The organism is Achromobacter sp. Root170, assembly GCF_001428165.1.
Lineage (GTDB): Bacteria > Pseudomonadota > Gammaproteobacteria > Burkholderiales > Burkholderiaceae_B > Achromobacter > Achromobacter mucicolens.
Map to the genome: position 1 here is coordinate 310,107 of NZ_LMHN01000016.1, position 23,791 is coordinate 333,897.

At 68.0% G+C, this 23,791-nt stretch carries 20 protein-coding genes; 14 read left to right on the forward strand and 6 right to left on the reverse strand.

Translation table 11 applies throughout. From position 1 onward, the window contains the following. Positions 1-305 precede the first annotated feature (305 nt). From ASD87_RS19400 to ASD87_RS19440, 9 genes are all read left to right on the forward strand, one after another. Positions 306-1,412: a glycosyltransferase gene (locus ASD87_RS19400; protein WP_056325286.1), complete on the forward strand. Its 1,107-nt coding sequence runs from the start codon at positions 306-308 to the stop codon at positions 1,410-1,412. Between the two features lie 93 nt (positions 1,413-1,505). Further along, positions 1,506-2,783, forward strand: a complete 1,278-nt coding sequence (gene tviB / locus ASD87_RS19405; RefSeq protein ID WP_128828976.1) for a Vi polysaccharide biosynthesis UDP-N-acetylglucosamine C-6 dehydrogenase TviB — start codon at positions 1,506-1,508, stop codon at positions 2,781-2,783. An 11-nt stretch (positions 2,784-2,794) separates the two neighbouring features. Next, positions 2,795-3,820, forward strand: a complete 1,026-nt coding sequence (locus ASD87_RS19410; protein WP_056325289.1) for an SDR family oxidoreductase — start codon at positions 2,795-2,797, stop codon at positions 3,818-3,820. Then, positions 3,817-5,166 carry a murein biosynthesis integral membrane protein MurJ gene (gene murJ, locus ASD87_RS19415; protein ID WP_056325292.1) on the forward strand — a complete coding sequence of 450 codons (1,350 nt, stop codon included), beginning with the start codon at positions 3,817-3,819 and terminating at the stop codon, positions 5,164-5,166. Before ASD87_RS19410 ends, murJ begins: the two co-directional genes overlap by 4 nt. Further along, positions 5,167-6,309 carry a glycosyltransferase family 4 protein gene (locus ASD87_RS19420; protein ID WP_056325295.1) on the forward strand — a complete coding sequence of 381 codons (1,143 nt, stop codon included), beginning with the start codon at positions 5,167-5,169 and terminating at the stop codon, positions 6,307-6,309. Between the two features lie 44 nt (positions 6,310-6,353). Continuing rightward, the gene (gene asnB / locus ASD87_RS19425) at positions 6,354-8,285 is read left to right on the forward strand and encodes an asparagine synthase (glutamine-hydrolyzing) (RefSeq protein ID WP_056325298.1); all 1,932 of its coding nucleotides are present in this window, start codon (positions 6,354-6,356) and stop codon (positions 8,283-8,285) included. A gap of 3 nt (positions 8,286-8,288) precedes the next feature. Continuing rightward, positions 8,289-9,404 (forward strand): glycosyltransferase family 4 protein, encoded by a 1,116-nt coding sequence (locus tag ASD87_RS19430; protein WP_056325301.1) that lies wholly within the window; start codon positions 8,289-8,291, stop codon positions 9,402-9,404. Further along, on the forward strand, positions 9,401-10,558 hold the full coding sequence (locus ASD87_RS19435) for a glycosyltransferase (RefSeq protein ID WP_056325303.1): 1,158 nt from the start codon (positions 9,401-9,403) through the stop codon (positions 10,556-10,558). Before ASD87_RS19430 ends, ASD87_RS19435 begins: the two co-directional genes overlap by 4 nt. Continuing rightward, positions 10,555-11,688 (forward strand): glycosyltransferase family 4 protein, encoded by a 1,134-nt coding sequence (locus ASD87_RS19440; RefSeq protein WP_056325306.1) that lies wholly within the window; start codon positions 10,555-10,557, stop codon positions 11,686-11,688. Before ASD87_RS19435 ends, ASD87_RS19440 begins: the two co-directional genes overlap by 4 nt. Here the strand turns inward: ASD87_RS19440 and pgi are convergent. Together pgi and ASD87_RS19450 are read right to left on the reverse strand one after the other, a co-directional pair. Beyond that, on the reverse strand, positions 11,678-13,225 hold the full coding sequence (gene pgi, locus ASD87_RS19445; protein ID WP_056325309.1) for a glucose-6-phosphate isomerase: 1,548 nt from the start codon (positions 13,223-13,225) through the stop codon (positions 11,678-11,680). The genes ASD87_RS19440 and pgi overlap by 11 nt on opposite strands. A 7-nt stretch (positions 13,226-13,232) precedes the next feature. Next, entirely contained in the window at positions 13,233-14,624 is a 1,392-nt protein-coding gene (locus tag ASD87_RS19450; protein ID WP_056325312.1) for a phosphomannomutase/phosphoglucomutase, read from the reverse strand. Positions 14,625-14,939: 315 nt separating this feature from the next. On the opposite strand from ASD87_RS19450, the gene ASD87_RS19455 reads away from it, so the two are divergent. The 5 genes from ASD87_RS19455 to ASD87_RS19475 all read left to right on the forward strand — a co-directional run bounded on the left by ASD87_RS19455 (position 14,940) and on the right by ASD87_RS19475 (position 19,980). Beyond that, entirely contained in the window at positions 14,940-15,572 is a 633-nt protein-coding gene (locus tag ASD87_RS19455) for a BPTD_3102 family carboxylase-like protein (protein WP_056325315.1), read from the forward strand. A gap of 112 nt (positions 15,573-15,684) precedes the next feature. Continuing rightward, complete coding sequence (locus ASD87_RS19460) at positions 15,685-17,100, forward strand: FAD-binding oxidoreductase (RefSeq protein ID WP_056325318.1); 1,416 nt, start codon at positions 15,685-15,687, stop codon at positions 17,098-17,100. Positions 17,101-17,120: 20 nt separating this feature from the next. Beyond that, complete coding sequence (locus ASD87_RS19465) at positions 17,121-17,834, forward strand: response regulator transcription factor (protein WP_056325320.1); 714 nt, start codon at positions 17,121-17,123, stop codon at positions 17,832-17,834. Further along, positions 17,831-19,171, forward strand: a complete 1,341-nt coding sequence (locus ASD87_RS19470; protein ID WP_056325322.1) for a HAMP domain-containing sensor histidine kinase — start codon at positions 17,831-17,833, stop codon at positions 19,169-19,171. The genes ASD87_RS19465 and ASD87_RS19470 overlap by 4 nt, the downstream gene beginning before the upstream one ends. Positions 19,172-19,233: 62 nt before the next feature. Beyond that, on the forward strand, positions 19,234-19,980 hold the full coding sequence (locus tag ASD87_RS19475; RefSeq protein WP_082586359.1) for a phosphatase PAP2 family protein: 747 nt from the start codon (positions 19,234-19,236) through the stop codon (positions 19,978-19,980). Here the strand turns inward: ASD87_RS19475 and ASD87_RS19480 are convergent. From ASD87_RS19480 to ASD87_RS19495, 4 genes are all read right to left on the reverse strand, one after another. Next, positions 19,973-21,256, reverse strand: a complete 1,284-nt coding sequence (locus ASD87_RS19480) for a TRAP transporter large permease (RefSeq protein ID WP_056325325.1) — start codon at positions 21,254-21,256, stop codon at positions 19,973-19,975. The genes ASD87_RS19475 and ASD87_RS19480 overlap by 8 nt on opposite strands. Next, positions 21,247-21,810, reverse strand: a complete 564-nt coding sequence (locus tag ASD87_RS19485) for a TRAP transporter small permease (RefSeq protein WP_082586360.1) — start codon at positions 21,808-21,810, stop codon at positions 21,247-21,249. The genes ASD87_RS19480 and ASD87_RS19485 overlap by 10 nt, the downstream gene beginning before the upstream one ends. Positions 21,811-21,817: 7 nt before the next feature. After that, positions 21,818-22,795, reverse strand: coding sequence for a TRAP transporter substrate-binding protein (locus ASD87_RS19490; RefSeq protein ID WP_056325330.1), 978 nt, complete (start codon positions 22,793-22,795; stop codon positions 21,818-21,820). 112 nt (positions 22,796-22,907) lie between these two features. Further along, positions 22,908-23,786 (reverse strand): SMP-30/gluconolactonase/LRE family protein, encoded by an 879-nt coding sequence (locus ASD87_RS19495; protein WP_056325333.1) that lies wholly within the window; start codon positions 23,784-23,786, stop codon positions 22,908-22,910. Between the last annotated feature and the right edge of the window lie 5 nt (positions 23,787-23,791).

Consider the following 23,791-nt stretch of genomic DNA (forward strand, 5'->3'; position numbering starts at 1 on the left):
AAGCGATCGCGGCAATTCCCGCGCGTTGCCACGCCGCGCGGATGCCGTCAGGCCCCCGCGTTTTCCCTCGGATAATTCGCGTGCCCAGAGGCGGAACGCTCTACAATCTCCTACATGAAACCAGTACTGCCGGGCGCTCGCGCGCCAGCGCGTTCCAGTCACATGCGCGGCGGACGGATTGCCCGCCTGCGCGCGTTACGTTCTGTGCCGCGGAATTGCACTTCTTTATCCCTCCCATATATGGGCGTTACACCTGCCTCCGATAATGGCGGGCCTGTCTCGATAGACCAACCAGAGGTGATCCAGTGACCTGGCTGTACATATGCGTGGTCGCGTTCATGGTGGGGGGACTCATCGTGGCGTCCGAGCGCTGGCATGGCGCGTTTACCGGCGATAGCGACCTCAACAAGCCCCAAGCCAATCATTCCCGCGCGACGCCCCGCGTCGGCGGTCTGGCGGTGCTTGCCGGTACGCTGGCTGGCCTGCTGGTCCTCGGACCCAGCAACATGACCCTTACCTGGCTGTGGCCCGCGCTGTTCGTCGCGGCGTTGCCCGTTTTCGTGGCCGGCCTGCTTGAAGACATCACCAAGGACATCGGCGCCAGCAAGCGTTTGCTGGCCGCTTTTCTATCCGCGGCCATCGCGTGGTGGCTGCTGGGCGGCGTCAGCCGTGTCGGCATGGCCCCTGTGGATTACGTGCTTTCGTTCTGGCCTGTTTCGCTGCTGTTCACCATGTTTGCGGTGGGCGGCTGTACCCATGCCCTGAACATCGTTGACGGCATGAACGGCCTGGCCGGCATGGTCGCCACGCTGATGGCGGTGTCGATCAGCCTGGTGGCCCTGCAGGTCGGCGATGTGCCGATCTTCCTGGTGGCCGCGGCGCTGGCGTCGGCCACCCTGGGCTTTCTCGTGTGGAACTTCCCCTTTGGCCGGGTCTTCCTGGGCGATGGCGGCGCGTACTTCCTGGGCTTCATGCTGGCCGAACTGGCCGTGCTGCTGGTTGTGCGCAACCCGTCCGTGTCGCCGTTCTACGCGCTGGCGGTCCTGTTCTACCCCGTCTTCGAAACCGGTTTCTCGATCTGGCGCCGCCGCTTCAAGCGTGGCGTGCCGGTGGATCAGCCCGATGCGCTGCACCTGCACCAGCTCGTGTTCCGCCGGCTGGTCCGAGTCACCTTCAGCCGCGGCCGGCGCCACGCCGTCCCCGCGCTTTGCAATGCGCTGGCGTCCCCGTACATGTGGGTCCTGGCGCTGATCGGGCTGGTGCCAGCCACGATCTGGTGGGACAACGCCTGGGCCCTGAGCGCCAGCCTGGTTGTCTTTGCCAGCGTCTATATCTGGCTGTACGCGCGCCTGGTCTCCTGGCGCCGCCCGGGGTGGCTCTTGCTGCCGTCCGTGCTGCGAACCACCGATTAGTTTGAGTGCCCCGGCGATAGCCGCCGGGGGCTCGGTATCCATCACCAGACCATCTTTAAAATGCCGTAAACGTTCTACGGTGAAGGGAGAGTTATGTTGCGAATCCAGGATGTGAAACTCGCTGTCGTCGGCCTTGGCTACGTCGGTCTGCCCCTGGCCGTGGAATTCGGCAAGAAGCGCCCGGTCATTGGCTTTGACATCAACACGCGCCGCATCGACGCGCTGAAGGCGGGCCACGACCACACGCTGGAAGTCAGCGACGCCGAGCTGGCCGAGGCCAAGCAGCTGAGCTACACCGCCGATCGCGCCGAACTGGGCGAGGCCAACGTGTTCATCGTGACCGTGCCCACCCCCATCGACGAATACAAGCAGCCGGACCTGACCCCGCTGGTCAAGGCCAGCGAAACCATCGGCGCGGTCCTCAAGCGCGGCGACATCGTCATCTATGAATCCACCGTCTATCCCGGCGCCACCGAAGAAGACTGCGTGCCGGTGCTGGAGCGCGTGTCGGGCCTGAAGTTCAACGAGGACTTCTTCGCCGGCTACAGCCCCGAGCGCATCAACCCGGGCGACAAGGAACACCGCGTCAGCACGATCAAGAAGGTCACCTCGGGCTCCACGCCGGAAGTCGCCGACCTGGTCGACAAGCTCTACAAGGAAATCATCACCGCCGGCACGCACAAGGCGTCCAGCATCCGCGTGGCCGAAGCCGCCAAGGTGATCGAGAACACCCAGCGCGACGTGAACATCGCGCTCATCAACGAACTGGCCCTGATCTTCAACAAGATGGGCATCGACACCGAAGCCGTGCTGCAGGCCGCCGGCACCAAGTGGAACTTCCTGCCGTTCCGTCCGGGCCTGGTGGGCGGCCACTGCATTGGCGTGGACCCGTACTACCTGACGCACAAGGCGCAGTCCATCGGCTACCACCCCGAGATCATCCTGGCGGGCCGCCGCCTGAACGACTCCATGGGCAGCTACGTGGTGTCGCAGCTGGTCAAGTGCATGACCAAGCGCCGCATTCACGTGCAGGGCGCCCGCGTGCTGGTGATGGGCCTGGCCTTCAAGGAAAACTGCCCCGACCTGCGCAACACGCGCATCGTGGACATCGTCCGTGAGCTGGGCGACTACAACGTCGACGTGGACATCTACGATCCGTGGGTGGACGCCGACGAAGCCATGCACGAATACGGCCTGACCCCGGTGGCCAAGCCCGAGGAAGGCAAGTACGACGCCGTGATCCTCGCCGTGGCGCACAACCAGTTCAAGGACATGGGCGCCGAAGGCATCCGCAAGCTCGGCAAGCCGCAACACATCCTGTACGACCTGAAGTACGTGCTGTCGCCCGCTGAATCCGACCTGCGTCTGTAAAGGATTTCGCCATGACCACACGTTTCGAGACTGTCACCCAGGAACTGTCCGCCGCGCCGCGCAAGTGGCTGGTGACCGGCTGCGCCGGCTTCATCGGCTCGAACCTGCTGGAAACCTTGCTCAAGCTTGACCAGACCGTGACCGGCCTGGACAACTTCGCGACCGGCCACCAGCGCAATCTGGACGAAGTCCAGGCTTCGGTTTCGCCGCAGCAGTGGGCGCGCTTCACCTTCATCGAGGGCGACATCCGTGACTTGGACGCCTGCCGCCGCGCGGCCGAAGGCGTGGACTACGTGCTGCACCAGGCCGCGCTGGGCTCGGTGCCGCGCTCGCTCAATGACCCCATCACGACCAACGAAGTCAACATCGGCGGTTTCCTGAACATGCTGGTCGCGGCGCGCGACGCCAAGGTGAAGTCGTTCGTCTATGCGGCGTCCAGCTCCACTTACGGCGACCATCCGGCGCTGCCCAAGGTCGAGGAAAACATCGGCAAGCCGCTGTCGCCGTACGCCGTGACCAAGTACGTCAACGAGCTCTATGCCGACGTCTTCGCGCGCTCCTACGGCTTCGAGACGGTGGGTCTGCGTTACTTCAACGTGTTCGGCAAGCGGCAGGATCCGGACGGCGCCTACGCCGCCGTGATCCCGAAGTGGACCGCCGCGATGATCCAGGGCAAGGACGTCACCATCAATGGCGACGGCGAGACCAGCCGCGACTTCTGCTTTGTGGAAAACGCGGTGCAGGCCAACATCCTGGGCGCGCTGGCCGCGCCCGAGGCCCGCAACCAGGTCTACAACGTGGCCGTCAGCGGCCGCAGCACCCTGAACCAGCTGTTCAGCTTCCTGGTGCAGGCCCTGGGCAGTCAGGGCGTGAACTACACCAAGCAGCCGGTCTACGCTGACTTCCGCGCGGGCGATGTGCGCCACTCGCAGGCCGACATCGGCAAGGCCGGCCGCCTGCTGGGCTATGCGCCCACGCACACGGTGCTGCAAGGCCTGGAAGTCGCCATGCCCTGGTACACGCAGTTCCTGCGTTGAAAGCACTCGTCCGAAAACTCGGCAACATCCACCCGGATCATCAGCGCATCTTCAAAGGCGCGTTCCGGGTGGCGGTGTTTCTGCTGCTGGGCAAGGCTGCCGGCGCCATCAAGGAGATGGCGGTGGCGTACCGCTACGGCGTCAGCGACGCCGTAGACGCCTACCAGTTCACGATGACCATGGGCACCTGGCTGCCCGTCACGATCGTGGGCGTGCTGTCGGTGGTGCTGATTCCGGTGCTGGTGCGCCTGGCGCGCACCGGCGGGGCCGAGAAAGAACTCTTCATTCGCGAACTTCAGGGCTGGGTCGCCGCCGCCGGCGTCGCACTGGCCCTGTTGACGTGGTTCGCCTGGCCGTATGTGGTGGATTGGCTGGGGCAGGGCCTGTCGGCGCAAGTGCGCGCCATGACGGGCGACCTGCTGATCGCCTTTGCCCCCGTGGCGGCGTTGCTGCTGATCGCCGGCATCAGCGCCGCGCGGCTGCGAGCGCAGGAACGCCACGTCAACACGCTGCTGGACAGCGTGCCCGCCGTGGCAACGCTGGCCTGGGTCATGCTGGCCGCCAGCGCCGAGGGCGTGGGACCGCTGCTGTGGGGCACGCTGGTCGGATACGCCATCCAGACCGTCTGGCTGGCCTGGCTGGCCGCGCGCGCCGACGGCGGCTTCTGGGGCGCGCCGTCACTGACACTGAAGTCGCCGCATTGGCCTGAACTGATGGGCGCGGCCGGCGTGATGCTGATCGGCCAGGTCGCCATGAGCTTTGTGGGTCCGCTGGACCAGTACGCGGCCGCCAACCTGGGTGCCAATGCCAACGCCACGCTCGGCTATGCCAGCCGGCTGCTGTCCCTGTTGCTGGGCATCGGGGCCGTGTCCGTGGGCCGCGCCGCGCTCCCCGTGCTGGCCGACGTGCAGGCGCGCGGCGACACGGCGCGCGCGCGCAGCATGGCGCTCAAATGGTCGTTGCTGATGGTGGGCGCCGGCGCCGGCGCCGTGGCGCTAGGCTGGGTTTTGGCGCCCTGGGGCGTGTCGGTGCTGTTCCAGCGCGGCGCCTTTACCGCCGAAAACACCGAAGCCGTTGCGCACGTGCTGCGCTGGGGCTTGCTGCAGCTGCCGTTCTACTTCGGCGTGCTGATCCTGGTGCAACTTCTGGCCAGCCAGAACCGCTACCGCATCATGGCCGCCATCGCGGTCGCCAATTTTGCGCTGAAGGCCGTGCTGAACACCGTGCTGGCGCCCCGCATGGGCGCGGCCGGCATCATGCTGGCCACCAGCCTCATGTATGTGCTGTCCTTTGCCTGCTACCTGGCCGTGGCGATGCGCAAGGCCGAACCCAAGGAGGCCGATTGAATGTCCGTAGCCGACCCCGCCCGTCCGGCGCGCGTGTTGCTGTTCATCCATTCCCTGCACGGCGGGGGCGCTGAACGCGTCGCCGCCGACCTGAGCGCCCACTGGGCGTCCGAGGGCAGCGAGGTCATGGTGGTCACGCAGGCCAGCGCCGACGGCGATGTCTATGCGCTGCATCCCAAGGTGCGCCGCGAGGTCCTGCACACGGCGGGCGAGGGCGGCGGCCTGCGCGGCATTCTCAGCAACCTGCAGCGCGTGCGCGCGCTGCGCCGCGTGATCAAGTCGTTCCGGCCCGACATCGTGCTGGGCATGATGACCACGGCGTCGGTGCTGGCCGTGCTGGCCTCTGCGGGGCTGAACTGCCAGGTCATTGCAACCGAACACACCCATCCGCCGTCCCAGAAGTTGTCGGGCTTCTGGCAGCGGCTGCGCCGGCTGACCTATCCGCGCGCCGCGCGCGTGGTCGCGCTGACCCGTGGCACCGCGCAGTGGCTGGAACAGCATGTGCCGGGCTCGCGGCTGGCAGTCATTCCCAACCCGGTACACTTCCCGCTGCCGCGCGCCGAACCTCTGTTGCTGCCGGCTCCCCGGGATGGCCGCAAGCGGCTCCTGGCGGTCGGGCGGCTGCACGGCGACAAGGGTTTCGACCTGCTGATCCAGGCGTTCGCGCAGCTGGCGCCGTCGCATCCCGGCTGGGATCTGGTTATTCTGGGCGAGGGCGGCGAGCGCCAGGCGCTTGAAGCGCAGGTGCGCGAGGCCGGGCTCGAATCGCGCATCTCGATGCCGGGACGTGCCGGCAATGTCGGCGACTGGTACGACAGCGCCGATCTTTACGTGCTGACCTCGCGCTTCGAAGGGCTGTCAAACACGTTGCTCGAGTCCATGGCAAGCGGTCTGGCGGCGGTCTCGTTCGATTGCGACACGGGTCCGCGCGAGATCATCCGCCACGGCATCGATGGCGTGCTGGTGCGGCCCAACGGCGACGTGCCCGCGCTGTGCGAGGCCCTTGGCGTGGTCATGGGCGATGACAATGGCCGCGCGCGCCTGGCGCAGGCGGCAACCGACGTGCGCGACCGATTCTCGGCCGTGCGCGTGCTGCGGAAATGGCAGGAACTTTTTGACGGCGTGCGGGCGAAGGGCCGCTAGGGCCCCGCGCGCGCCGTTGCTACGGTGACCACGAGAATCTCATCATGTGTGGAATAGTCGGAATTTGGGGCCCCCTGGGGAACAAGGATCAGGTGCTGGCGGACAGCTGCCGGCGCATCCGCCACCGTGGGCCCGACAGCAATGGGTTCTGGGAAGATACTGACGCCGGCGTCGCGCTGGCGCACGTGCGTCTGGCGATCCTGGACCTGACCGAAGCCGGCCATCAGCCGATGACGTCCGCGTGCGGGCGCTACGTGATGGTGTTCAACGGCGAGGTCTACAACCATCTGGACATCCGCAAGCAGCTCGAGGACTCGGCGCGGGCGCCGGCCTGGCGCGGCCATTCGGACACCGAGACCCTGCTCGCGGGCTTTTCCGCGCTGGGCATCGAAGCCACGTTGCAGGCCGCGGTCGGCATGTTCGCCATCGCGCTGTGGGACAAGGCCGCGCGCAAGCTCGTGCTGGCGCGCGATCGCATGGGCGAAAAGCCGCTCTACTACGGCTACTCCAATGCCGAACTGGTGTTCGCCTCGGAGCTCAAGGGCCTGATGCCGATTCCGGGGTTCGGGCGCAACCTGAACCGCAACGCGCTCGCATCGTTCATGCGGCACAACTACATCCCCGCGCCGCAGTCGATCTACGAAGGCATCGCCAAGCTGCCGCCCGGCACCTGGGTCGAGTTCTCGGCGGACGACACCCGCAGCCGCCGCATGCCGGAGCCGCGCGTGTACTGGTCGGCGCGCGAGGCCGCGGACACGGCTGCGCAGCACCGCCTGTCGTTCGATTCGGACGCGCAAGCCTCCGACGCGCTGGAACGCGTGCTGTCCAAGGCCGTGGGCGGACAGATGCTGTCCGACGTGAGCCTGGGCGCCTTCCTGTCCGGCGGCATCGATTCGTCCACCATCGTGGCGTTGATGCAGGCGCAGAGCTCGCAGCCGGTGCGCACCTTTGCCATCGGCTTTCACGAGAAGGGCTACGACGAGGCGCAGCACGCGAAGGCCGTGGCTACGCACCTGGGCACCGATCACACCGAACTCTACGTCACCGCGGACGACGCGCTCGCGGTCGTGCCCACGCTGGCCGACATGTATGACGAACCCTTTGCCGACTCGTCGCAGATCCCCACGTCGCTCGTCACGCGCATGGCGCGCCAGCACGTCACGGTGGCGTTGTCCGGCGACGGCGGCGATGAACTCTTCGGCGGCTATTCGCGTTATTTCCGGGTGGACAACTGGTGGCGCCAGTTCGAACGCGTGCCCGGCCTGCTGCGCAAGCCGGCCGGCGCGATGCTCAGCGCCTCCACCCATCTGCCCGGCCGCGGCGCCTGGCGCGGCAAGGTCGGCAAGCTGGGCGAACTGCTGCGCGCGGACACGCAAGGCGAGTTCTACCGACTGTTCGTATCGTATTGGTCAGACCCCGCCCGTGTGGTCAAGGGCGGCGTCGAGCCCGAGTCGGTGTTCGAACGCGCCATGCAGGGGTCGTTCTTCGAATCGATGATGAAGCTGGACACGGTGACCTACCTGCCCGACGACATCCTGGTCAAAGTGGACCGCGCGGCGATGGCCGTCAGCCTGGAAACCCGCGTGCCCCTCATCGACCACCGCGTTTATGAATTCGCCTGGAGCCTGCCGCACCAATACAAGGTGCGCGGCAACACGGGCAAGTGGCTGTTGCGGCAGGTCCTGCACCGCCACGTGCCGCAGGCGCTGGTCGACCGCCCCAAGCGCGGCTTTGCCGTGCCGCTGGCCGCGTGGTTGCGCGGTCCCTTGCGGGAATGGGCCGACGCGCTGCTGAATCCGTCGCGCCTGCGCCAGGAAGGCTGGTTCGAACCCGAGCCCATCCTGCGCAAATGGCGCGAGCACTCGTCGGGGCACCGCAATTGGGACAGCCATCTGTGGGGCGTGCTGATGATGCAGGCCTGGCTGGACCGCTACCGGGCGGGGATGGATCAAGGGGGACCGATTGAGGACCGTTGAGGAATGAAAATACTGATGCTGGTCAGCTCCATGCACGCCGGCGGCGCGGAACGCGTCGCGGCGACCCTGGTCAACGCATGGTCCGAGCGCGGAGACACCGTCATCCTGACGCCCACCTACTCATCCAAGGGCACCTGCTTTTATCCCCTGTCGGACAAGGTCCAGCTGGCGTGGCTGGCGGATCTGGCCGGCACCCGTGCGACGGGCGCGATGGCGGCGTTCAAGCGATTGCTGGTCCTGCGCAAGCACATCCGCGATTCCCGGCCCGACGTGGTCGTGTCCTTTCTCACCAACGTCAACGTGGCCGCCATCCTGGCCACGCGCGGCCTGAATGTGCCGCTCATCGTCTGCGAGCGCACCAATCCGATCGCCGATACCACCACGGGCTCTGTCTGGCGCAAGCTGCGCCGCGTGCTGTATCCGCGCGCCGACATGGTGACCGTGCAGGCGGAAGACACCGCGGGTCCTTTCGCGCGTCAGGTGCCCGGCATCCGGCGTCTGGCCGTCATTCCCAATCCGCTGCCCGCGCCGCTGCTGGATGCGCCGCTGGTGCAGCAGCGCCAGGACGCCGGCCCGCGCGAGCTGATCGCGATGGGACGGCTGGTGCCCGACAAGCAATTCAATCTGCTGATCGACATCTTCGCGCAGCTTGCGCCGGAGTTTCCGGACTGGAACCTGCGCATCTGGGGCGAAGGCCCCGAGCGCGGCGCACTTGAACAACAGGTGGCGCGTCTGCGCCTGCAATCGCGCGTCAGCCTGCCCGGCCGCACGGAGGCGCCGTGGGAAGAACTGGCGCGCGGCCAGGCCTTCGTGCTCAGTTCGCTCGTAGAGGGCTTTCCCAATGTGTTGCTGGAAGCCATGTCGCTGGGGCTGCCGTGCGCGGCGTTCGATTGTCCCAGCGGTCCGCGCGAGATGACGCGCGACGGCCAGGATGCGCTGCTGGTGCCGGCGGGCGACCGCGTTGCCATGACCGATGCCTTGCATCGCCTGATGAGCGACGCGTCCTTGCGCGAGCAACTGGGCGCGCGCGCCGCCGCGGCCGTGCGCCAGCGCTACGCGCTTGCCAGTGTGCTGACCGAATGGGATGAACTGTTCGAAGCGGTGCGGGAGGGGCGATGAGCACCCGGCCGCTGCGCATTCTGCATGTCATCACCGGGCTGGGGCAGGGGGGCGCGGAATCCGTGCTGTTCCGCCTGACGACCTGGCCGCAGGCGGACGTCGAGCACACGGTGGTCTCGCTGACCGATGAAGGCCTGTATGGCGAACGCCTGCGCGCGGCGGGCGTCGCGGTGCACACGCTGGGCATGAAACGCGGGCGTGTCAGCCTGGGCGGTTTTCTGGCGCTTCGCCGTCTGATCGCCTCGACCCGTCCGGACGCCGTGCAGACCTGGATGTACCACGCCGACCTGATCGGCGGCCTGGCCGCCCGCCTGGCGGGCGTGCGCGCCATCGCCTGGGGCATCCGCAATTCCGGGGCACACCTTGAACGCAGCAGCCGCTCGGCGCGCCTCGTGCTGCGCGCATGCGCCATGCTGTCGGGCAGCGTGCCGCGCGCCATCGTGTGCGCCGCGCAGAATGCCGCGCAGCGCCACGCTGAAAAAGGCTACCGCCGCGACCGCATGGTCGTGATCGCCAACGGCTACGACCTGTCGCGCTACGCGCCGGATCCGCAGGCGCGCTCGCGCGTGCGCGCCTCATGGGGGCTGTCCGAGGACGTGCCCGTGATCGGCTGCGTGGCGCGCTGGGATCCGCTCAAGGACCACGCCAACCTGCTGCGCGCCGTGGCCGCGTTGGTGCGCGATGGCCGCGACGCGGGGCTGCGCTGCGTGCTGATCGGCCGCGACATGACCGAAGGCAACGCGCAGCTTGGCGCCTTGCTCGACAAATTGGATCTGCGCGACCGCGTGGTGCTCAATGGCCCCAGCGACGACGTGCCGGCCGTCATGAACGGACTGGACCTGCACGTGCTGTCCAGCTGCGCCGAAGGCTTTCCCAACGTGGTGGCCGAGGCCATGGCGTGCGGCGTGTATTGCGTGGTGACGGACGTGGGCGACGCCGCCTACATCGTCGGCGATACCGGCGTGGTAGTGCCGCCCGAGCAGGCCGAGGCCCTGGCCCGCGGCATCGAGTCCGCGCTGTGCGACGTGGCCGCGCGAGGCCGCGAGCGCGCGGGCGAGGCGGGACGCGCGCGCGTCCTGGAACATTTCGATCTTGCACGCATGGTGCAAAGCTATATCGCCGTCTGGCGCCGCATTTCTGGAGTCCAAGCATGAGCGCCGGACGCTGCCTGCTGTTTGTCGTCAACAACCCGGCGTTCTTCATGTCGCACCGCGTGCCGGTCGCGTTGGCCGCGCAGAAGGCGGGCTACGACGTCCACGTCGCGACGATGGATGGCCCCGCCGTGGCGGACATCCAGGCGCTGGGCATGACCCATCACGCCATTCCCATGACGCGCAGCGGCAAGCGCCCGCTGCAGGAACTGGGCACGTTGCTGGCGCTGGTCCGCCTGTTCCGCCGGCTGCGGCCCGACGTGGTGCACCTGGTCACCATCAAGCCCGTGCTGTATGGCGGCATCGCCGCGCGGCTGGCGCGTGTGCCGGGCATGGTGGCGGCGATTTCCGGATTGGGATTCGTGTTCCTGTCCAATTCGCTGAAGATGCGGCTGGTGCGCGCGGTGGTGGCGCGCCTGTATCGCATCGCGCTGGGCCATCCGAACAGCCGGGTGATCTTCCAGAACGCCAACGACCGCGACCTGCTCAAGTCGCTGGGCGCGGTACGCGATGAGCAGGTGGTCATCATCCGCGGCGCGGGGGTGGACCTTGACGCCTTCCGTCCCACGCCCGAGCCGCCTGCGCCGCCCGTGGTCGTCACGATGGTGGCGCGCCTGCTGCGCGACAAGGGCGTGCAGGAGTTCGTGCAGGCGGCAAGGCTGCTGCGCGAACGTGGCGTGCCGGTGACGATGCAACTGGTGGGCGGTCTGGACGCCGGCAACCCGGCTTCCGCCACGCAGGCCGATGTCGACGCGTGGCAGCAGGATGGCTGCGTGCAGGCGCTGGGCGAGCGATCGGATGTGGCGGCGCTGTATGCGGCCGCGCACATCGCGGTGCTGCCGTCCTACCGCGAAGGCCTGCCGAAATCCTTGATCGAAGCCGCCGCCTGCGGGCGCGCGGTCGTCACGACCGACGTGCCGGGCTGCCGTGACGCGATCGAGCCCAACGTCACCGGCCTCCTGGTGCCGGTGCGCGACGCCGCCGCCCTGGCCGACGCCATTGCCCGCCTGGCCAAGGACGCGGCATTGCGCCAGGCGATGGGCGCGGCGGGCCGGGCGCTCGCCGAGCGCGAGTTCGACATCAACCAGGTCGCGCGCATTCACGTCGCGCTGTACGACGCGCTTAGCGCCTGATCGCGTCGATCCAGAAGCGCGTGGACGGGTCCTGCTGGCTGGGCTGGGGCGCGTCCAGCTCGCGCATGATGTTCTTGGCCAACACCTTGCCAAACTCCACGCCCCACTGATCGAAGGGGTTGATGCCCCAGATCACGCCTTGCGTGAACACCTTGTGCTCGTACAGGGCCAGCAGCGCGCCCAGCGTATAGGCTTCCAGGCGCGGCAGCACGATCAGCGACGACGGCCGTCCGCCCGGGTGCACGCGGTGTTGCGCCAGCAGGCGCGCGCGTGCCGGATCGCGTTCCGTGGCGGAGGTTTCCGCCAGGGCTTCTTCAAAGGTCTTGCCGCGCAAAAGCGCCGAACGCTGCGCCAGGCAGTTGGCGACCAGCAATTCGTGGTGCCGGGCGTACGCATGGTCCGGCTGTTCGCACAGGATGAAGTCCACCGGCGCGCCGGCCGCATCCTGATGCAGCCACTGGAAGAACGTGTGCTGGCAATCGGTGCCCGGCATCCCCCACACCGCGGGACCGGTCGGCACACCGGCGGGACTGCCGTCGGCCGTCGCGACCTTGCCCAGCGATTCCATTTCAAGCTGCTGGGCCCACGGCACGATGTGATGCAGCCGCGAATCGTAGGGCGCGATCACCAGCGAGTCATAGCCCAGCACGCTGCGGTTGGCCACGCCGGCCAGCGCCAGCTGCACGGGCGCGTTCTCGTCCGGCGGCGCGTTGCGGAAATGGTCGTCCATGGCCGCCGCGCCCGCCAGCAGCCGGTCGAAGGTGTCGTTGCCGAACGCCAGCGCGACCGGCAGGCCGATGGCGGACCACAGCGAATAGCGCCCGCCGACCCAGTCCCAGATCTGGAAGATGTGGTCGGGCAGGATGCCCAGGTTGAGCGCCGCCTCGACGTTGCACGTGATCGCCACGACCTGTTTGATCGGATCGGCGACGCCGGCTTCGCGCAGCCAGTTCATCGCGACCTCGGCGTTGGCCAGCGGCTCGGTGGTGGTGAACGACTTGGAGGCGACGATGACCAGCGTGTTGTGCGGATCCAGGTGGCTCATCGCTTCGGCAACCGAATGCGAGTCCACGTTGGACGCAAAGCGCACGTCGCGGCGCGCGCCCTCGTGGCGCAGCGCCCGGGTGACCAGGCGCGGTCCCCAATCGCTGCCGCCAATGCCCAGATGCAGCACGCCGCTGTAGCGGCCGGCCGCGTCGGCCGCGCGCACGAATTCGCGCAGGCGTTCGCGCTCGGCAAGCACCGCCTTAGCCACCATTGCGGGCGGCTCGGCCGCGCGCAAGGCGGTGTGCCAGGCGGCGCGTCCTTCCGTCCAATTGGCTTGGCCGCCATCGAACAGGCGCGCGCGCCAGGTATCGAAGTCCTGCTGCGCCAGCAGCGCCCGCGAGGCGGCCAGCAGTTCGGGCGATTGCGCCTGTGCGCTCAGGTCCAGGCGCAGCCCGGGCGCATTGATGACGCGCAGCTTCTGGCCATCCCGGGATGCCGTGCGTGTTGCGGCGGTGAACTGCTGCCACGCGGGGCTGTTGGCTAACGACATGAGCGGATCAGAATGGCAGAGTGGCGTTCGGGGCGAGTTTGCCCAGTTCGCGGCGGAAGTCGGCCTGGATGCGCGCAAGGGCCGCTTCGCTTTGCGCCTCGAACCGCAGCACGACGACCGGCGTGGTGTTGGACGGCCGCGCCAGACCGAAGCCGTCGGCGTACTCGGCACGCACGCCGTCGATCGTGATCACGCGCTTGGCGTCGGGAAACTGGCCTTGCTCCTGCAAGGACTTGACCAGCGTGAACGGCTGGCCTTCTTCCATTTCCAGCTTGAGCTCCGGCGTGGACACGTCTTGCGGCAGGGCCTCCAGCGGGGCGCAGGCGTCTGCTGCGCGCGACACGATTTCCAGCAGGCGGGCGCCGGTGTACAGACCGTCGTCAAACCCGTACCACCGTTCCTTGAAGAAGATGTGGCCGCTCATTTCGCCGGCCAGCGGCGCGCCGGTTTCGGCCAGCTTGGCCTTGACCAGCGAATGGCCCGTCTTCCACATCAGCGCGGCGCCGCCGGCGGCCTCGACCGACAGGCCCACGTGGCGGCTGCACTTGACGTCATAGATGATGGTCGCGCCGGGATTGCGTTCGAGGACGTCGCGGGCAAAGAGGACGAGCTGGCGGTCGGGCCAGATGATCTGGCCGGATTTGGTGACCACGCCCAGGCGGTCGCCGTCGCCGTCGAAGGCCAGGCCGAGTTCGCAATCGGTCTCGGCGACGTGCTTGATCAGGTCCTGCAGGTTCTTGGGTTCGGCGGGATCGGGGTGATGGTTGGGAAAGTTGCCGTCCACGTCGCAGAACAGTTCGTCGACCTCGCAGCCCAGCGCGCGAAAGAGCTGCGGCGCCACTGCGCCGGCGACGCCGTTGCCGCAATCGATGGCAATCTTCATGGGACGCGCCAGTTTGACGCCCGAGGCCACGCGCGCGATGTAGGTCTGCGCCAGATCGAGCTGGCGGCGCGTGCCGGGTTCAGGGGCGGGAGCCAGGGCTTGCCCGTTCATGGTCTGCGCCAGCTGCTGGACATCTTCGCCAAACAGCGCGCGGCCGCCCATCATCATCTTGAATCCGTTGTACTTGGGGGGATTGTGGCTGCCGGTAATGGCCACGCCCGAGCCGGTCTGCATGATGTTCGCGGCAAAGTAGACGAGCGGCGTGGGCACCATGCCAATGTCCAGCGTATCGACGCCGCCTTCCAGCATGCCTTCCTGCAGGGCCAGCGACAGCATGTCGCTGCTGAGGCGGCCGTCGCGCCCGACCACCAGCGTCTGCACGCCCTGCTCGCGGGCGCGGGCGGCAAGCGCCACGCCGAGCGAACGGGCAAAGGTTGCGTCGATCAGGTCCGGCACGGTGCCGCGAATGTCATATGCCTTGAAAACAGAGGCCGGAAATTGTGTATTGTTGCCCACGACGGTTCCTTGTTGAGGGGGACAGCGCGGCGGCTGCCGGGTAATGGTAAACCCGTACATCCAAGCCGCTATGGCAGGGGTCAAAGTTGGATTATCCCCCATCGGCGCGGGGGGCTTCATCCTTCGGGCGGAGTAGGGCATTTACCCGGTGCGGCCTGCCCCGCCGTGGTGCGGCGCCCGGCGCGCCGCCGCCTGTTTGCGGTGCATGGCGGCGGGCGCAAAGGCCCGCTCCCGGGCTGCCGCGCATGGCACAAAAGTTGCTCGTCATCCGAAGGTGATACGCTTGCCGGGCAAGCAGAAAGACCAGGAGGGGCCATGGGCGCCAAAGTATCCACAGTCATGTCATCGGGCGGCGCCACAAGCAGGCGGGGACCGCCCACGGACTTTGCCGGCCCGGCCGCGGGCCGCGAGCGCCGGCTTGATATCCACGTGTCTGCCGCCGCGACAGGCGAATTGGCCACCGGCCGTGCCTGGGAACGCAGCGTCTGGCGCGACGCGCGCGTCCTCATTGCGGAGTGCCCCGCGCCGCATCTGGCGGCCTCGATCGAAACCGCGTTGCGCACGGTGGCCGCCAGCGTGGCGCGCGACCGCGGCTGGCAGGCCGCCGGCACCGTGTCGTTTTCGCTGGACGACCGCAGCGGCGTCTTCCGCGTCATCGACGCGCAGACGCAGGCCCGCGGGCACGACATGCCGCTTGCCGAACACGATCCCATTGCGCCGCACGTGCTGGAAATGCGCATCGACGGCTGCGGCGACCGCCGCCTGCCGTGCACCCATTTGATGGTCTGCGGCGCCACCCGCGGCGAGGCCCTGCGCCGCGCCTATCGCGCCTTGTCCGAACTGCCCGGCCCCGCCGGCGTGGACCGCGCCTTTCTGATGGAGCGCATTGCCTCCCGCGCCTTCTGCTCGGGCATGACGGGCACCCGGCTGGATCAGGCGGTCGGCTGACCGCCCGGCCAAGCGGGGCTTCGGCGGGCGCCGTCCAGCCCCTACAATAGTCCGCACATCCGATGAACTGCGCCCGGCCCCAGCGGCCGGGCCGACTTCAAGTGCGGCATCCATGACATTGCTGAGCGATCTACAGGCCCTCCTGGGCGACTCCCACGTGCTGACGGGCGCGGACGCGGATTCCTATGTGCTGGATTGGCGCCGCCGCTATCGCGGCGCGGCGCTGGCGGTGATCCGCCCCGGTTCCACCGCCGACGTGGCGGCCGCCATCAAGCTGTGCGCCCAGCATGGCGTGCCGGTGGTGCCGCAAGGCGGCAACACGGGCCTGTGCGGCGGCGCCACGCCGGACGATTCCGGCACCGCGATCGTCCTGTCCACCGCCCGGCTCACCGCCGTGCGCGCGCTGGACACCGACAACGACACCATCACCGTGGAGGCCGGGTGCATCCTGCAGGCCGTGCAAGAGGCCGCGGCGGCCGCGAACCGCCTGTTCCCGCTGAGCCTAGCGGCCGAAGGCAGCTGCACCATCGGCGGCAACCTGGCCACCAACGCCGGCGGCACGCAGGTGCTGCGCTATGGCAACACGCGCGACCTCACGCTGGGCCTGGAGGTCGTGACCGCCGAAGGCGAGATCTGGGACGGCCTGCGCGGCCTGCGCAAGGACAACACCGGCTACGACCTTCGCGACCTGTACATCGGCAGCGAAGGCACGTTGGGCATCATCACCGCCGCCACCCTCAAGCTGTACCCGCGCCCGGTGGCGTCCTGCACGGCGCTGCTGACGCTGGACAGCATCGATAACGCCGTGGAAGTGCTGTCGCGCGCCCGCGCGGGGTTCGGCGCCTCGCTGACCGGTTTCGAACTCATGAGCGGCGCCTGCCTGCAGGGCGTGGTGCGCCTCTTTCCGCAGCAGCGCCTGCCCTTCGAAGGCGAATCGGCGGCCTCGCCGTGGTTCGCCCTGCTGGAGCTGTCCGACAGCGAGAGCGAAACCCACGCCCGCGAGCGTTTCGAGGCCGTGCTGGGCGAGGCCATCGAGGCGGGCCTGGTGAACGACGCCGCCATCGCCGCGAACGTCTCGCAGAGCAAGGCGCTGTGGCACCTGCGCGAAAGCATCCCGCTGGCCGAAGCGGAGCTGGGCAAGTCGGTCAAGCATGACGTCTCCATTCCCATCTCGTCCATCGCCGGATTCGTGCACAAGACCAACGCCTTGCTGCAGGCGCGCTTTCCGGGCGTGCGCCATGTGATCTTCGGCCATCTGGGCGACGGCAACCTGCACTACAACGTGGCGCATGCGCCGGGCCAGAGCGAAGCCGAGCTGCTGGCGTTGCAGGGCGAGATCTACGGCGTGGTGCATGACAGCGTGCACGCGCACAAGGGTTCCATCAGCGCCGAACACGGCGTGGGCCAGCTCAAGCGTGACGAGCTGCCTCGCTACAAGAATCCCGTGGAACTTGCGCTGATGCGCCGGATCAAGCGCGCGCTGGATCCGCAGGGGCTCATGAACCCCGGCAAGGTGCTTTCCACGTAACGCGGCCAGGATCGCAGAACATGGCAACCCCTCCCGCAGCGGGCGCGAATCACCGGGTGCTGATCGTCGAGGACGACCACATCATCGCCGGCAATCTGTACAGCTTCCTGGAGGCGCGCGGCTTTCTTCCCGACGTGGCCTACAGCGGACCCGCCGCCTTGCAGCAGTTGCAGGCGCAACGCTTTGACGCCGTGCTGCTGGACATCGGCCTGCCCGGCATGGACGGCAACGCCGTGCTGCACGCCATGCGCACGGAACGGCGGCTGGCCGTGCCGGTGCTGATGCTGACCGCGCGCGACAGTCTCGAAGACAAGCTGGCGGGCTTTTCGCACGGCGCCGACGACTACCTGACCAAGCCGTTCGCGCTGCTCGAGGTCGAGGCCCGGCTGCTGGCGCTGATCCAGCGCGCCAAAGGGTCGACGGTGGACGCCGAGCGCACGTTCGGCCCGCTTCAGTTCGACGCGCGCAGCCGTGTCGTGTCGGTCAGCGGCGTGCCGGTCCATCTGACCCGCAAGGCAAGCCTCATCATCGAAGTGCTTCTGCGCGATCCGGGCCGCGTGGTCACGCGCGAGGAACTCGAATCCGCGTTGTGGGGCAACGAGCCGCCCTCGTCCGATGCGCTGCGCAGCCAGGTGCACCTCTTGCGCCGCGCGCTGGCCGACGCGGGCTTTGACGGCATCGAGACCGTGCACGGCACGGGCTGGCGCCTGGCGTTGCCCGGCGCCGCATCATGAGCCGCGCCGCCGCCGGCACCTTGACCCAGCGCGTCGTCTGGGCGCTGACGGGCGCGGTGGCGCTGTTTGTCACGGCGCTTGCGCTGCTGGCCTACCTGACGTTCGACCAGATGGAGGACGATCTGGTCAACGACATCCTCAACACCGAAATGGATCGCCTGGTCCAGCATGCGCGCAGCAGCGACGAGTTCCTGCCGCGCCGGGGCGCGCGCGAGCTGGGCGGATCCATGCGCGCGTGGCTCAGCGTGGACGGCCAGCCGCCCGTCGGCATGCCGCCCGAACTGCTCTCGCTGGAAAACGGGCTGCACCTCATCGAACCGGGCGCGTACACGTGGCACGTGATGGTGGCCGAAACCGACCGCGGCAAGGTGTATCTGCTGTACGACGCCACCGACAACGAAGAGCGGGTGCACGACTTCGGCCTGATCGTGCTGGGCGTGGGCGCGCTGTGCGTGGTGTTGGCCTATGCGCTGTCGCGCCGCGTGGCGGCAGTGGCGGTCGGGCCGCTGCTGGACCTGACGGACCGGCTGTCGACCTGGGCGCCCGGGTCGCCCGACATGGCGGTCACGCGCGACGACGAGGCCGGGCGGCTCATCGAAGCCTTCAACCGCGTGCAGGGCCAGGTCGACCGGTCGATCGCCCGCGAACGGGAGTTCGCCGGCAATCTCAGCCACGAAGTGCGTACGCCGCTGGCGGCGATACGGTCCGACAGCGAACTCATGCTGCTGACGCAGGCGCTGACGCCGGATCAGCAGCAGCGCCTGACGCGCGTTGTGGACAACGTGGACCACGTGATCGTCAGCCTGGAAAGCGCGCGCGCGATGGCGCGCGACCAGTTGCGCGAGCCGGAGCCCGTCGACATTGCCGCCTGCATGGAAGACGCCTGGCGCGGCTACGCCGCCCAAGCCGCGCTGGCAGACCTGCGCTTCGATAACCAGATTCCGGCCAGCCAGGTGCTGTCGCTGGACCGCTACGCCCTGCTGACCGTCCTGCGCAATCTCGTGCGCAACGCCATCGAGCACGCCGCGCCGGCCACGCTGACCGCGTCGCTGGATGCGCAGGGCGGGCTGGAACTGCGCGACGACGGCAAGGGCATCGCCGCCAGCGACCTGCCGTTCCTGTTCCGCCGGTATTTCAGCGGCCGCATGCGCGATTCGGGCGAGTCGGGCAGCGACGAGGCGGCGCGCGGGTTGGGACTGGCGATCGCCAAGCGCGTATGCGACATGCAGGGCTGGTCGCTCACGGTCGAGTCCTCGCAAGAGGGGCCTGCGCGCGGCACCCGCTTCCTGTTGCGATTCCGGCAGGCCGAGACGGCAGCGCCTACCACGCGAATTTGACGAATTTTCGACTGTCGGCCCCGTAAAGTGCGCAGGCCCGAACCGTCCGGAAAATCCCGATCATGCCGTCCCCATTACTGCCGGCGCCGCACGCGCCGACGAGAGCCTTTTACCTGCTCACCCATGTCGGGGCCGTGACGCTGCTGCTTGCCTGCCTGGCTTGGTGGGCCAAGGAGTCGGGGCTGGACATGTACATCGCGCGTGCGCTCTTTGATCCGGTGATCGACGATTTTCCGCTGCACGGCAGCCGGTGGCTGGAGTTGCTGGGCCACCGCATCGTGCTCGCCCTGCCGATCGGCGTGGGCCTGGCCGCGGCCGGCATCGCGGCCGCCAGCTACCGCATCCCGGCATGGCGCCGCTGGCGCGGCGCGGCGATCGCCGTGGCGGCATCGTGCCTGACCGGGCAAGTGCTCATCAACCAGCTCAAGCATCACACGACGCTGCCGCGTCCCTACGATCTGGAGACGCTGGGCGGCTACACGCCGTATCCGGTGCACTGGTGGACCTGGGCGCGTGCGCGCGCCGGCGGCGCCTTGCCCAGCGGGCATGCCGGCGCGGGCTACGCGCTGCTCAGCCTGTACTTCGCGGGATGGGCGCTGGGCCGGCCTGCGTGGCGCTGGAGCGGGCTGGCGATCGGGGTGGCGGCGGGCGTGGGCTTTTCCGTCGTGCGCATCCTGCAGGGCGCGCACTTTCTCAGCCAGACGCTGTGGTCCGCCGCCCTGATGTGGCTGCTGGCCGCCATCTTCTTCTATCCGGTGATCGTGGGACGGACCGCGCACGGCCCGTCCCGCGCGCCGCGCGTCAGTTGAGCAGCACGCCCGGCAGCCACAGCGAGAACGCCGGCACGTAGGTCACCAGCGCCAGCGCGGCCAGCAGCGCGCCGTAGAACGGCCAGATGGTGCGCATCACCGTTCCCACCGATACCCCGCCGATGGCGCATCCCACGAACTGCGTGGTGCCCACCGGCGGCGTGTTCAGCCCCAGCGCGCAGTTCAGCAGCAGCACCATGCCGAACTGCACGGGCCCCATGCCGTACTGCATGCAGATCGGCAGGAAGATCGGCGTGCAGATCAGGATGGTGGCCGCCATGTCCAGGAACGTGCCCAGCACGAACAGGATGATGTTGACCATCAGGAAGATGGCCCACGGCTCCGTCGAAATCGACGCCATCAGCTGCCCGGTCTTTTCGGCCACGCCATAGAAGCTGATCAGGTAGCCGAACGTGGCGGAGATGCCGATCAGCAGCAGCACCACGCCCGTCGTCTTTACCGCCTTGCTGGCCGCGCGGACGAACTGGTCCCAGGTCAGCGAGCGGTAGACGAAGATCGTCAGCGCCAGCGCATACAGCACCGCCACCGCTGCGGATTCCGTCGCGGTGAAGACGCCGCTCAGGATGCCCGCGATGATCAGCACCACCACGAACAACCCCGGCGCCGCGGCCACCAGCGAGCGGAACACGATGTGCCAGCCCGGGAAGGTGCCTGCCGGGTAGCCCCGGCTGCGCGCCACGAAGTAGGCGGCCGCAAGGTTGCACGCGGTCAGGATCAGGGCGGGCACGACGCCTGCCGCAATCAGCGCCGCGATGGACACCTTGCCGCCCGCGGCCAGCGTGTAGATGATGATGTTGTGGCTGGTCGGCATCAGCGCGCCCACCAGCGCCGCGTGGGTCGTGACGTTTACCGCGTAGTCGGCGTGATAACCCTCGCGCTTCATCATCGGGATCATCACCGACCCCATCGCCGACACGTCCGCCACGGGCGATCCCGACACCCCGCCGAACAGCGTGCAGGCCACCACGTTGGACATGCCCAGGCCGCCGCGCACATGGCCTACCAGCGATTTGGCGAACGCCACGATGCGGTCGGCAATGCCGCCGTACAGCATCAGTTCGCCGGTGAAGATGAAGAAGGGGATGGCCAGGAACGAAAACGCGTTCATGCCCGAGGTCATCTGCTGGAAGGCCACTGCCAGCGGCAGGTCTTCGTACATGATGGCCGTGATGGACGACAGGCCGATGGCGAAGGCCACCGGCACGCCGATCACGAGGAACCCCATGAAGGTGAAGGACAGCAGTGTCAGCGCCATGCCGGTACCACCTTCTGGTTGCGCAGGATCGCGATGATGTGCTCGACGGAAAAGAGCGCGATCAAGGTGCCCGACAGGGTTGCAGGAACGTACTTCCACGCGTTGGAGATGCCCAGGTTGGGAATCTTGTAGGCCGCGACAGACTCGGCCAGCACGCCGCAGTTCCAGGCCATCAGCACGCCGAACAGCAGGACGAGCAGATGGATGAAGATGCGCAAGCGCCGTTGCCCGGCGGCGGGCAGGGCGTCGAGCAGGGACTCGAAGCCGATATGCCCGGCGTCGCGCACGCCAACCGCCGCGCCCAGCATGGTGACGTACAGCACCAGCAGGAGCGCCAGGCTTTCCGCCCAGGTCGGCGTGCTGTTCAGCACGTGGCGGCCGAAGATCTGCAGCGAGACGGCGACGATCAGGCAGATCAGCCCGAATACGCTCGTCCACATGCAGATCCGCGCCAATCGGGCGCAGGCGCGGGAGTAGGCATCCAGCGGGGCAGCCAGGGCTTCTTCCCGGCCCCCCGCGGCGACATCTGGTTCATTCGTGGGTGTGGCCAACATGATGTCCTCACTGCACGGCCTGGATCTTGGCGACCAGGTCCTTCATTTCAGGGGTGGTGACGAAGCGTTCGTAAACCGGCTTCATCGCGCCCTGGAACGAGGGTTTGTCGACCTGCGAGATCTGCGAGCCCGCCTTCTCGACCACCGCGCGCGACTTCTGCTCGCGCTCGTCCCACAGCTTGCGCATGTAGGGCACCGATTCGCGCGCCGCTTCGCGCAGGATCTTCTGGTCGTCGGGCGGCAGCTTGTCCCACTGGCGCTTGGAGAAGATCAGGATCTCGGGCGTCATCGTGTGCTCGGTCAGCGAATAGAACTTGGCGACCTCGTAGTGATGCGCACTTTCGTAGCTGGGGAAGTTGTTCTCGGCCGCATCGACCAGCCCGGTCTTGAGCGACGTGTACACCTCGCCCATCGGCATCGGTGTGGCGTTGCCGCCCATCGCCTCGACCATCGCCACGGACAGGTCCGACTGCTGCACGCGGATCTTCAGGCCCTTGGCGTCGGCCAGCGTCTTGATCGGCTTCTTGGTCGTGTACATCGAGCGCGAACCGCTGTCGTACCAGGCCAGGCCCACGAAGCCGGCTCCCTCGCACGAGCGCAGGATCTGATCGCCGATCTCGCTGTCCAGCACCTTGTGCAGATGCTCCTTGGAACGGAACAGGAACGGCAGCGACGGCACGCGGGTGGTCTGGCAGATGTTGTGCATCGCTGCGCTCGACACGCGGGCCATGGCCAGCGCGCCCAGTTTCACCTGTTCGATCGAATCGTCTTCGTTGCCAAGCGCCCCGCCAGAGAACACCTTCACGGTGATGCGGCCGTTGGTCCGTTGCTTGACCAGATCGCCGAAGTGGCGCACGGCCTGCACAGTGGGGTAGTCGTCGGGATGGATGTCCGCGGAGCGCAGCTCGGCGGCGTGAGTGGCGGGAATCAGCGTCAGCAAGGCGGCCGCGGCCAGAACGGCGCGGCTCAGGTGAGGGTGCAGCATGTCTACCTCCGGATGGGGTACGGCGTTTCGTTGAGGGCCGGGACGGCCCCGAAGCTCTTTGATATGCACTGACCTGCTCGGGGTGGGCGCAAAGGGGCGCGCCCGTCGGGTGCTAACCGGCGCTGGCGGTTTCCTCCAGGCCCTGCACGCCGGGGTGCAGGGCGAACACGGCGCCGTCCAGCGCGCCGGGCGCGGCATTGCCCGGACGGATCGACGTCACGAAAAGCGTGTCCATGCGGGAGCCGCCGAAGGCGCACATGGCGACCTTGGCGGCGGGCACGTCCAGGGTGCGGTCCAGCCGGCCGTCGGGGGTGTAGCGATACACCTTGCCGGCGTCGTTGCCGCAAATCCAGTAGCAGCCCGCCGCGTCCACCGCGGCGCCGTCGGGACGGCCGGCGGGCAGGGCGTCAATGAAGACGCGGCGGTTGGACGGCACACCCGTCTCGGTGTCGTAGTCGAACGCCCACACGGTGGCGCGCGACGGGTGCGAATCGGACAGGTACATCGTCCGGCCCTGCGGGCTGAACGCCAGTCCATTGGGCACGATCAGGCCGTCGAGCAGGACGGTCACGCCGCGCGCTTCATGGCGGTACAGCGCGCCGGCGGGCGAGGCCAGGGCCATGTCCATCACCATGGTGCCCGCCAGAAACCGGCCTTGCCGGTCGCAGCGGCCGTCGTTGAACCGCATGCCGGGCGCGGCATGGGCAACGGATGCGAGCGGGCGCGCAGCGCAGGCCTGGCCTTCACGCAATGCGTCGCAAGCATAAAAGCCATCTTCCATCGCCAGCAGCCAGCCGTCTTCCCGCATGGCGATGCTGCCCGCCATCTGCGGCAGCGCCCACTGCGCGAACGCGCCGGTTTCCGGCGTCCAGCGCCAAAGGGTCTTGCCGGGAATGTCGGTCCAGTAGAACGCCTGGTCGGCCCGGCGCCAGATTGGGCTTTCTCCGACGCCGCACAACACAGTTCCCAGACGTTCGGCGGTGGTGGACATGGGAG

Bases quoted from the DNA above. Each gene is read 5' to 3' on its own strand.
- tviB (WP_128828976.1), top strand. From the start codon at position 1,506: ATGTTGCGAATCCAGGATGTGAAACTCGCTGTCGTCGGCCTTGGCTAC.
- ASD87_RS19410 (WP_056325289.1), top strand. From the start codon at position 2,795: ATGACCACACGTTTCGAGACTGTCACCCAGGAACTGTCCGCCGCGCCG.
- ASD87_RS19420 (WP_056325295.1), top strand. From the start codon at position 5,167: ATGTCCGTAGCCGACCCCGCCCGTCCGGCGCGCGTGTTGCTGTTCATC.
- asnB (WP_056325298.1), top strand. From the start codon at position 6,354: ATGTGTGGAATAGTCGGAATTTGGGGCCCCCTGGGGAACAAGGATCAG.
- ASD87_RS19430 (WP_056325301.1), top strand. From the start codon at position 8,289: ATGAAAATACTGATGCTGGTCAGCTCCATGCACGCCGGCGGCGCGGAA.
- ASD87_RS19435 (WP_056325303.1), top strand. From the start codon at position 9,401: ATGAGCACCCGGCCGCTGCGCATTCTGCATGTCATCACCGGGCTGGGG.
- ASD87_RS19440 (WP_056325306.1), top strand. From the start codon at position 10,555: ATGAGCGCCGGACGCTGCCTGCTGTTTGTCGTCAACAACCCGGCGTTC.
- pgi (WP_056325309.1), bottom strand. From the start codon at position 13,225: ATGTCGTTAGCCAACAGCCCCGCGTGGCAGCAGTTCACCGCCGCAACA.
- ASD87_RS19455 (WP_056325315.1), top strand. From the start codon at position 14,940: ATGGGCGCCAAAGTATCCACAGTCATGTCATCGGGCGGCGCCACAAGC.
- ASD87_RS19460 (WP_056325318.1), top strand. From the start codon at position 15,685: ATGACATTGCTGAGCGATCTACAGGCCCTCCTGGGCGACTCCCACGTG.
- ASD87_RS19465 (WP_056325320.1), top strand. From the start codon at position 17,121: ATGGCAACCCCTCCCGCAGCGGGCGCGAATCACCGGGTGCTGATCGTC.
- ASD87_RS19470 (WP_056325322.1), top strand. From the start codon at position 17,831: ATGAGCCGCGCCGCCGCCGGCACCTTGACCCAGCGCGTCGTCTGGGCG.
- ASD87_RS19475 (WP_082586359.1), top strand. From the start codon at position 19,234: ATGCCGTCCCCATTACTGCCGGCGCCGCACGCGCCGACGAGAGCCTTT.
- ASD87_RS19480 (WP_056325325.1), bottom strand. From the start codon at position 21,256: ATGGCGCTGACACTGCTGTCCTTCACCTTCATGGGGTTCCTCGTGATC.
- ASD87_RS19485 (WP_082586360.1), bottom strand. From the start codon at position 21,810: ATGTTGGCCACACCCACGAATGAACCAGATGTCGCCGCGGGGGGCCGG.
- ASD87_RS19490 (WP_056325330.1), bottom strand. From the start codon at position 22,795: ATGCTGCACCCTCACCTGAGCCGCGCCGTTCTGGCCGCGGCCGCCTTG.
- ASD87_RS19495 (WP_056325333.1), bottom strand. From the start codon at position 23,786: ATGTCCACCACCGCCGAACGTCTGGGAACTGTGTTGTGCGGCGTCGGA.